This window comes from Streptomyces sp. CNT372, assembly GCF_000377145.1.
Map to the genome: position 1 here is coordinate 1 of NZ_KB897801.1, position 9,504 is coordinate 9,504.

The window sequence follows — 9,504 nt, forward strand, 5'->3', positions numbered from 1 at the left end:
GCCATGAGGGCGTGTTCGACGAGGGTGATGAGGGCGCTCTTGGCGTCGGCGCGGTGGCGTGCGTCGGTGGTGATGATGGGGGTGTCGGGGCCGATCTGGAGTGCTTCGCGGACTTCTTCGGGGTTGTAGGGCTGGTGTCCGTCGAAGCCGTTGAGGGCGATGACGAAGGGGAGTCCTGAGTTCTCGAAGTAGTCGACGGCGGGGAAGCAGTCGGCGAGGCGCCGGGTGTCGACGAGGACGACGGCGCCGATGGCGCCGCGGACGAGGTCGTCCCACATGAACCAGAAGCGGTCCTGTCCGGGGGTGCCGAACAGGTAGAGGATGAGGTCCTGGTCGAGGGTGATGCGGCCGAAGTCCATGGCGACGGTCGTGGTCGTCTTGTCGCCGGTGTGGGTGAGGTCGTCGATGCCTGCCGAGGCGGAGGTCATGACGGCTTCGGTACGCAGCGGGTTGATCTCCGAGACGGCGCCGACGAACGTGGTCTTGCCCACGCCGAAGCCGCCCGCCACCACGATCTTCGCGCTGGTGGTCGACCGGGCCGCACCGCCGCTAGAGCTTGCGAAGTCCACTGAGCACCCTTTCGAGCAGTGTCACATCCGGCGTGCCGCCGGCCTCTCCGTTGCCCGGCTGGTGGATCGCCACCATGCCGGCCTCCGCCAGGTCGGCGACGAGGATCCGCGCCACACCCAGCGGCATCGACAGCAGCGCCGAGATCTCGGCCACCGACTTGACCTCACGGCACAGGTGGCAGATCCGCTGGTGCTCCGGCAGGAGCCCGCCCAGGACGGACGGGTCCGCGGTGGTGCTGACCAGTGCCTCTATCGCGAGCTGGTAGCGCGGCCGGGTCCGGCCGCCGGTCATCGCGTACGGACGGACCAGCGGCTGGTCGCCCTCGTCCCCGTACGCGTCGACTGACGCTCCGTACGGATCGTGCGAGGCGGGGGGCGGGGTCATGAATCCTCCGGGCGTGACAGCAAGTGGTCGGCTGTGCCGTCTGATGGGGCCGGTGGGGGGCCTTGGGGCGGCCGTTCGGTTGTCGTTGCGGTGGGTTGCGCTGCCCGGCCGGTGCGTGGGGACACCGGTCAGTGCAGGAGGCTTCCCTGGAGTTCGGCGCGCAGATCCGGGGTGAGGACACTGCCCGCGCGGTCCACCAGGAGGGCCATCTCGTAGCCCACCAGGCCGATGTCGCACTCGGGGTGCGCGAGCACGGCCAGTGAGGAGCCGTCGGACACGGACATCAGGAACAGGAACCCCCGCTCCATCTCCACGACCGTCTGGCTCACCTGGCCGCCCTCGAAGATCCGGGACGCCCCCGCCGTGAGCGAGGTCAGCCCGGAAGCCACGGCCGCCAGTTGGTCGGCGCGGTCCCGCGGGAAGCCCTCGGACATGGCCAGCAGGAGTCCGTCGGCGGAGACCACCACCGTGTGGGACACCCCTGGGGTGTTGTCCACGAAGTTGGTGATCAACCAGTTCAGATTCTGCGCCGCCTGGCTCATCTGGCTCAACTAACGCTCCTGCTGGTGAGTGGGGCCGGCGTTGAAGCTGCCGGTTGTGCTGTTCTGCTGCCTGCCCTGCTGGATGCCGCGGCGCAGGTTGGTGAGCCGGCCGCGGACGTCGTCCGGGGCACGCGAGACCTGGGGGCCGGACTGGTGGTTCTGCTCCTGCGCGGTACCCGGCACCAGGTTGGCACGCGGGACCCGGCGGGGCAGACCCGAGGTGGTGATGCCGCCCGCGGCGGGCTTGCGCACCCGCTCGGCCTGCCGCACCAGCTCGTCGTTGGGCGACGTGCGCCAGCCGGCGCCGTTCGTCGCGGAGCCCGCTCCGCCGCCCGGGGCCGCCGGGGCGGCCCCAGGCGTGCTGCGGGGGCCCTGCGGAGCGGAACGCTCCGGCAGGCGGTCGGCGGGACGGTCCTCGCCGCCCTGCCCGCCGGCCTGGCCACCGCCCTGACCGCCGCGGAACCAGTTGGTCTCCAGCGTGTCGTACAGCGGCGTGCGACCGTCCCCCGGACCGGAGGCCGGAGGCAGGGCCTCGGGCTGCTGGGGAGCGGGCAGCGGCGCGGCGGGACGCTGCGGGGCGAAGCCCGCGTCGTGGCCGTGCTGCTGCGGGGCCGGCTGCGGCGGCACCCGGTAGTCGGGACGCGCGAACTGGGCCGTGGCGGCCGGGTCCTGCGCCGGGCGGGCGAACTGGCCCGTCGAGGCCGGGTCCTGGCCGTCGTGGCGGGGCGCGGGCGCCTCGGGCCGGGCGAACTGGCCCGTGCCGGAGGCGTCGTCCGGAGTGCCGTACACGTCGGAACGGGTGTACTGGCCCGTCTGACCGCCGGCGGGGGAGCCGAGGTCTGGCCGGGGGAACTCGGCCGTGGCGCCGGTGCCACGGGAGATGTCGTGGTCCTCGTGGCCGCGCGGGGCGTCCGGACGGCGCGGCTGCTGCGGAGCGCCGCCCTGCCCGTTGCCCCAGCTCGTGGTGCCGGGACGCTGCGGGCGCTGCTCCTCGGGACGGCGGGCACCGCCGCCCGGCAGCTCGGCCCGGGGCCCGCCGGTGGGCGGAAGCCGACGACCGCGGTCGCCGCCGGCCGGGGCGTCCTGGCGGAAGCCCGCCGGGGCGGACTCGGCCCGCGCGGGCGCCGGGGCGCCCGGTCCGCGGCCCGCGCCGAAGGCGTCGCCGCCCTGGCCCTGCTGGCCTCCGCCCTGGCCCTGCTGCGGGCCGCCGTCGCGGCCGGGGAGGGCCGGACGCTGCCCGGCGCCGCTGCCGGCGCCGACCTGTCCGCGGGGCGCGCCCGCCCCGAGCAGACCGCCGCCGCCCGCGGGGGCTCCGCCGGGCCGGCCGCCGCCACCGGCCTGGGCCGCGGCCGCGCGGCCGGCGACGGCCGCACCGGCGCCGCCGCCGGAAGCTCCGGCACCGGTACCGCCCTGACCGCCGGGGCCGGGCTTGCCGGGCGCCTTCTTGCCGCCCTGGGCGACGTCGACAGGGAGCATGACGAGCGCGGTGGTGCCGCCGGAGTCCGAGGGCCGGAGCTGGATGCGGATGCCGTGCCGCAGGGACAGGCGGCCGACCACGAACAGACCCATGCGGCGCGAGACCGAGACGTCCACGGTGGGCGGCGAGGCGAGCCGCTCGTTGATCGCGGCCAGGTCCTCGGGGGAGAGGCCGATACCGGTGTCGTGGATCTCGACCAGCACCCGGCCGTCGGGCAGCGCGTGACCGGTGACCCGGACCTTGGTCTGCGGGGAGGAGAACGAGGTGGCGTTCTCCAGCAGCTCGGCGAGGAGGTGCACGAGGTCGTTGACGACGCGGCCGGCGACCTCGGTCGCGGGGACCGCCGCCAGTTCGATGCGCTCGTACTGCTCCACCTCGGACGCGGCGGCGCGCAGGACGTCGACCAGGGGGACCGGGCGGGTCCACCGGCGGCCGGGCTCCTCGCCCGCGAGGACGAGGAGGTTCTCGCCGTTCCGGCGCATACGGGTCGCGAGGTGGTCCAGCTTGAACAGCGAGGAGAGCTGGTCCGGGTCGGCCTCGCGGGACTCCAGTTCGGAGATGAGCGAGAGCTGACGCTGGATGAGGCCCTGGGACCGGCGCGAGAGGTTGGTGAACATCGCGTTGACGTTGCCCCGCAGCAGGGCCTGCTCGGCGGCGAGGCGGACCGCCTCGCGGTGCACGTCGTCGAAGGCCGCGGCCACCTGGCCGATCTCGTCCCGGGAGTGCACACCGACGGACTCGACGGAGGTGTCGACGTCCTGCGGGTCCGACTCGGAGAGCTGCTTGACCAGCTCGGGCAGACGGTCCTGGGCGACCTTGGTGGCCGTGTCCTGGAGCCGGCGCAGCGAGCGGATCATGGACCGGGCGACGACGAAGGCGCCGACGAGGGACACACCGAGGACGACGAGGATCAGCGCACCGTTGATGATCGCGTCGCGCTGGGACTCCTCGCGCAGCTCGCGGGCCTTGGCCTCCATCTCGCCGAGCAGCGTGAACTCGATCTGCTTCATGGCGTTGATGCGGACCGAGTAGTCGTCGGTCCAGTCCAGGTGCGAGCGCAGCGGGCGCTTCTTGAAGCTGTCCTGGTTGTCGAGGACGCGCTTGGCGTACAGCTCGGCGGCCGCGATGGTCGGGTTGCTGCCGCCGTCGAGGGCCGCGGTGAGCTCCTCGGCGTCACCGCCGGTGGACTCGTAGAGGGACTTGAACGCCTTGAGCTCGGAGTCGCCGTTCTCCACGGCGGCCTTGCCGTAGAGGCGGTCGGTCTCCTTCAGGCCCGGGGCCTTGGCGTCGGCGCCGCCGGGCAGGGCCGCGGCGATGATCGCGCGCTGGATCGACGCGTACTCCTTGGCGGAGGAGAACGCCGCCAGCGCACGCGTGCGCTTGATCATGTCCGGGTTGCTGGTGGCCTGGGCCATGTCCTGGGAGAGGCTGAGCAGCGACTCGATCAGGCGGCTGTACGACTCCACCGTCTGCGAGGTCGGGGTGCCCGACTCGTAGGCCGACTCGCGGATCTTGGCGAGGCTCTTGACCTGGACGGCGATCTGGTTGGCGTTGGCGCGGATGCTCTCGAGCGTCTCGTCGTCATCCGTGTTGGGGATGTCGAGCGTGGTGTCGAGGAAGGCGTCCCGCGCGCGGTCGGTCTCGGTGCGGGGGCCGGAGACCTTGAAGTCGGTGACGGCGGAGCCGTTGGAGAGGGGGCCGGCCGACAGGTCGCGCTCGGACTGGAGCGCCTGCGCGAGGTCGGTGGCGGCCCGGGTCATCTCCGTGAGCAGCTGCATGTGGTCGAGCTGCTTCATGTCGTCCATGGACTCCTGGATACGGAGTCCGCCCAGCGTGGTCGCCGCGACGACGGGCAGGGTGAGGAGAGACACCAGGCGCGTGCTGATGCGCCAGTTGCGGAGGGCTATTCGCGAACCGGTGTCGGTGGGGGAACCGCCCCTGGCAGACGTCCCCTTCGCACCGTCGGAAGCGGCTTCCGACGCCCCGGGGCGGGCGCGGTCACCGTTGTCGCCGGACGTGGCCGGTCCCTGGTTGTGGGTGTGCTGGGGCGAGGAGCCGCGCTCGGCGTTGCCGCGCTGCTCCTGTTCCGCTGCGGCTTCCCCTTGGCCCTGACGGGCCTGGGGACGCCCCATGCCATCCCTCTTGAAACGTCCCTGCACTAGCGTCGCAACCTCTGGACCAGGCGTCCCCCCGCAGTGCGGCGGGACGGTGTCGGCGTCTCGGGGCATCGATCGAGCCCCTGGTGGTCGTGAGTGACCGGCGCTTCTCCCCCTTTCCCGCCGCCGCTCGGCGCTGCGTTGCGCCCTTGCGCGCCGGTCGAACCAGCGGCGGTGCGTGGAATTCCAGCACAGTGCCGGATCTCCAACAAGGCCCGTGTACCGGGCTGTGACCTGAGTGACACTTTGTGAGCAACGCGTCACGAGGCGTAGAAAGCGATCGCGGAGAAAACGGGCGTTACGGTACGAGTCCCGTACGGGTAGAGGGTGTCCCAGTCGCCATGATCAGGAGCGGAATGGAGGGTTCAGTGGCGGAATGTCCGTTCCTGTGGCCGAGTGATGCGGTCCGGTATGACCGTATTGCCGGTGTCTCCGTGAGCAAACTCACATGATGATCCTTGAGTTCCTCTGGCATTCCATGGGAATCCGGTGTTTAGCCTGACGCTTTACAAGGATGGCCACTCCGTCAACCACGCTCCCCGTGAGCGTCCCTACGCCGACAAGGTCTGAAACCACCGATGAAGACGACCATGACGTCCCGCAGCACCGCCAACCCCCGCCGCACCACCCTCGCCCATCTGAACGGGGCGCAGGAGCTGCAGACGCCGGAACTGCCGGAGCACACGGCCGATCTTCCCACCCAGACCGCGAACCCCCGCCGCACCGTCCTCATGGACGCCCCGGCCTCCGTCGTGTCGGCCTGACGACGGTCCCAGACGCTTCCGCAGTACCCACCGTGCCCGGGTCCCGTACCCGGGCACCGTGCTGTCCGGACACCGGACGGCTCCCCGCGGCGGTTAGCCTGGAGCGTCAGTCTCCGGCCCGCTCAGCGAGCAACCGGCCGGCTCCGTGAGCACGCAGAAATGAGGGGCGACAGCATCCCGTGCGCATCGCCAGGTTCTCCATCGACGGCAATGTCGCCTTCGGCGCGGTCGAGGACGGCCCCGACGGCCTCCTCCTCGACATCATCAAGGGCATCCCGTACGCCGACTTCGAGCTCTCGGGCACCAAGGTCCCGCTGAGCAGGGTCCGGCTCCTGCCGCCCGTGCTGCCCAACAAGGTCGTGGCCATCGGCCGCAACTACGCGGAGCACGCGGCCGAGCTGGGCCACGAGGTCCCCGAGGTGCCCGTCGCCTTCTTCAAGCCGACCACCTCGGTCATCGGCGACGGCGACGCCGTCGAGTACCCCTCGTTCTCCCAGGAGCTCCACCACGAGGCCGAGCTCGCCGTAGTCATCGGCCGGATGTGCCGCGAGGTCCCGCGCGAGCGCGTCAAGGACGTGGTCTTCGGCTACACCTGCGCCAACGACGTCACGGCGCGCGACGCCCAGCAGCGCGAGAAGCAGTGGGCCCGGGCCAAGGGCTTCGACACCTCCTGCCCGCTCGGCCCCTGGGTCGAGACGGACTTCGACCCGGCCGACGCCGTCATCCAGTGCACCGTCAACGGCGAACAGCGCCAGCTGGGGCGCACCAGCGAGATGGTCCGCTCCGTCGAGGACCTGATCGTGCACATCACCGAGGCGATGACGCTGCTTCCCGGCGACGTCGTCCTCACGGGCACCCCCGCGGGGGTCGGCCCGCTCAACGTCGGCGACGAGGTCGCCGTCACCATCGAAGGCATCGGCACTCTCACCAACAAGGTGATCAAGCGTGGCTAACGCAGACGTCCGCGTCCGTTTCTGTCCCTCGCCGACCGGCAACCCCCACGTGGGCCTGGTCCGCACCGCCCTGTTCAACTGGGCCTACGCCCGGCACACCGGCGGCACCATGGTCTTCCGCATCGAGGACACCGACGCGGCCCGCGACTCGGAGGAGTCGTACCAGCAGCTCCTGGACTCGCTGCGCTGGCTCGGCCTCGACTGGGACGAGGGCCCGGAGAAGGGCGGCCCGCACGCCCCCTACCGCCAGTCCCAGCGGATGGACATCTACCGCGACGTCGCCGCCAAGCTCCTCGACGCCGGCCACGCCTACCGCTGCTACTGCACCGCCCTGGAGCTGGAGGCCCGCCGCGACGCCGCCCGCGCCGCCGGCCGGCCGTCCGGTTACGACGGGCAGTGCCGCGAGCTGACCGCCGGGCAGCGCGCGGCCTTCGAGGCCGAGGGCCGCGAGTCGATCGTCCGCTTCCGGATGCCCGACGAGCCGATCACCTTCACCGACCTGGTGCGCGGCGAGCTGACCTTCACCCCGGACAACGTGCCGGACTACGGCATCGTGCGTGCCAACGGCGCCCCGCTGTACACCCTGGTCAACCCGGTCGACGACGCCCTGATGGAGATCACCCACGTCCTGCGCGGCGAGGACCTGCTCTCCTCCACCCCGCGCCAGATCGCCCTCTACAAGGCGCTGATCGAGCTGGGCCTGGCCAAGGAGATCCCCGCCTTCGGCCACCTGCCGTACGTGATGGGCGAGGGCAACAAGAAGCTCTCCAAGCGCGACCCGCAGTCCTCCCTCAACCTCTACCGGGAGCGCGGCTTCCTCCCCGAGGGCCTGCTCAACTACCTCTCCCTGCTCGGCTGGTCCTTCTCCGCCGACCAGGACGTCTTCACGATCCCCGAGATGATCGAGAAGTTCGACGTCGCCGACGTCAACGCCAACCCGGCCCGCTTCGACCTGAAGAAGGCCGAGTCGATCAACGCGGACCACATCCGCATGCTCGACGTGAAGACCTTCGCCGAGGCCTGTGAGCCCTGGCTCACCGCCCCGCACGCCGACTGGGCCCCGGAGAACTTCGACCGGGCCCGGTGGGAGGCCATCGCCCCGCACGCCCAGACCCGGCTGACCGTCCTCTCCGACATCACCGCCAACGTCGACTTCCTCTTCCGCGACGAGCCGGTCGAGGACGAGGCGTCCTGGGCCAAGGCGATGAAGGGCGAGCCCCTCCCGCTGCTCACCACCGCCCGCGCCCACCTGGCGGCGGCCGACTGGAGCGACCCCGAGTCGCTGAAGAACGCGGTCCTGGCCGCCGGCGAGGCCCACGGCCTCAAGCTGGGCAAGGCCCAGGCCCCGGTCCGCGTCGCCGTCACCGGCCGCACGGTCGGCCTGCCCCTCTTCGAGTCCCTGGAGATCCTGGGCAAGGAGAAGTCCCTGGCCCGGATCGACGCGGCTCTGGCGAAGCTCTCCGCGTAGCCGCACAGCCGCACAGCCGGCACAGACCGCGCGGCTGGACGGCCGCCGCGGTGAGGGGCCGCCCCCCGGGGCGGCCCCTCCGTGCGTCCCGGCGGCCGCGGCCTCGCTGACCGGCCGGCCCGGCCGGTCAGCCCGCCCCGCCCGGCCGCGGCCCCCGGGTCAGGCCCTTCGCCGCGTACTCTCGGCCCCATGCCCATCCGCGCGGTCCTGTGGGACATCGACGACACGATCTTCGACTACGCGGGCGCCGACCGCGCCGGCATGAGCGCCCACCTGGCCGGGGAGGGCCTGCCCGACGCGTACCGGGACACCGGCGAGGCGCTCGCCGCGTGGAAGCGGATCACCGAGGTGCACTGGGCCCGGGTCGCGGAGGGGCTCACCGACTTCCAGGGCCAGCGCCGCGACCGGGTGCGCGACTTCCTGGGGCGTCCGGCCATGAGCGACGCCGAGGCCGACGACTGGTTCGGCCGCCACCTCGTCCACTACGAGGCCGCCTGGGCCCTGTTCCCCGACACCCTGCCCGCGCTGGACCTCCTCGCGGGTGACTACCGTCACGCCGTCCTCTCCAACTCCAGCCTGGCCAACCAGGAGCGCAAGCTCCGCGCCCTCGGGGTACGGGACCGCTTCGAGGCCGTGGTCTGCGCGATCGACATCGGCTTCCACAAGCCCGAGGCCCGGGCCTTCCTCGCCGCCTGCGAGGTCCTCGGCCTGCGCCCGGAGGAGGTCGCCTACGTCGGTGACCAGCCGGACATCGACGCCCGGGGCGCGGCCGAGGCGGGGCTGACCGGAGTGTGGCTCGACCGCGCCGGGCTGGGCGGCCGGCCCGAGCTGACCCGGATCACCGGCCTGGACCAGCTCGCCCCGCTGCTGCGCGGGGATACCCGTTTTGGAGCGCCGTCCACCTTCGGGTAATGTTCTTCCTGCGCCAAGGGGAGCGGGCCGAAAAGCCCGGAACCGGAAGCGTAAACCCGAACAAGATCCCCACCGGGGGTTGAGTTTTGGTGGCCTATGGTGTAATTGGCAGCACGACTGATTCTGGTTCAGTTAGTCTTGGTTCGAGTCCAGGTAGGCCAGCTCGCAGAGCTCATCTGCAAAGCCCCCGTTGTGTAGCGGCCTAGCACGCCGCCCTCTCAAGGCGGTAGCGCCGGTTCGAATCCGGTCGGGGGTACAGATCCTTCTCGCGAGGTCAT

The 9,504-nt window shown here is 71.8% G+C and carries 8 protein-coding genes and 2 tRNA genes; 6 read left to right on the forward strand and 4 right to left on the reverse strand.

Translation table 11 applies throughout. The features are described 5' to 3' along the window. From C593_RS0128190 to C593_RS0128205, 4 genes are all read right to left on the reverse strand, one after another. Positions 1-569 (reverse strand): ATP/GTP-binding protein (locus C593_RS0128190; protein WP_051093840.1); only part of this gene is annotated, 569 nt, incomplete at its 3' end. Continuing rightward, complete coding sequence (locus C593_RS0128195; protein ID WP_018850677.1) at positions 550-954, reverse strand: DUF742 domain-containing protein; 405 nt, start codon at positions 952-954, stop codon at positions 550-552. The genes C593_RS0128195 and C593_RS0128190, both read right to left, overlap by 20 nt. 128 nt (positions 955-1,082) lie before the next feature. Next, the gene (locus tag C593_RS0128200; protein WP_037747490.1) at positions 1,083-1,496 is read right to left on the reverse strand and encodes a roadblock/LC7 domain-containing protein; all 414 of its coding nucleotides are present in this window, start codon (positions 1,494-1,496) and stop codon (positions 1,083-1,085) included. 9 nt (positions 1,497-1,505) lie between these two features. Next, entirely contained in the window at positions 1,506-5,105 is a 3,600-nt protein-coding gene (locus tag C593_RS0128205) for a nitrate- and nitrite sensing domain-containing protein (protein WP_018850679.1), read from the reverse strand. A gap of 602 nt (positions 5,106-5,707) precedes the next feature. Here C593_RS0128205 and C593_RS0128210 point away from each other — a divergent pair. The 6 genes from C593_RS0128210 to C593_RS0128235 all read left to right on the forward strand — a co-directional run bounded on the left by C593_RS0128210 (position 5,708) and on the right by C593_RS0128235 (position 9,482). Beyond that, positions 5,708-5,893 (forward strand): hypothetical protein, encoded by a 186-nt coding sequence (locus C593_RS0128210; RefSeq protein ID WP_018850680.1) that lies wholly within the window; start codon positions 5,708-5,710, stop codon positions 5,891-5,893. 179 nt (positions 5,894-6,072) lie between these two features. After that, positions 6,073-6,846 (forward strand): fumarylacetoacetate hydrolase family protein, encoded by a 774-nt coding sequence (locus C593_RS0128215; protein ID WP_018850681.1) that lies wholly within the window; start codon positions 6,073-6,075, stop codon positions 6,844-6,846. Then, positions 6,839-8,314 (forward strand): glutamate--tRNA ligase, encoded by a 1,476-nt coding sequence (gltX, locus tag C593_RS0128220; protein WP_026278150.1) that lies wholly within the window; start codon positions 6,839-6,841, stop codon positions 8,312-8,314. Before C593_RS0128215 ends, gltX begins: the two co-directional genes overlap by 8 nt. Before the next feature lie 189 nt (positions 8,315-8,503). Then, positions 8,504-9,226: an HAD family hydrolase gene (locus tag C593_RS0128225; protein ID WP_018850683.1), complete on the forward strand. Its 723-nt coding sequence runs from the start codon at positions 8,504-8,506 to the stop codon at positions 9,224-9,226. 90 nt (positions 9,227-9,316) lie between these two features. Beyond that, positions 9,317-9,388: transfer RNA gene (locus C593_RS0128230), tRNA-Gln, on the forward strand. A gap of 21 nt (positions 9,389-9,409) precedes the next feature. Further along, positions 9,410-9,482: transfer RNA gene (locus C593_RS0128235), tRNA-Glu, on the forward strand. The last annotated feature ends 22 nt before the right edge of the window (positions 9,483-9,504 follow it).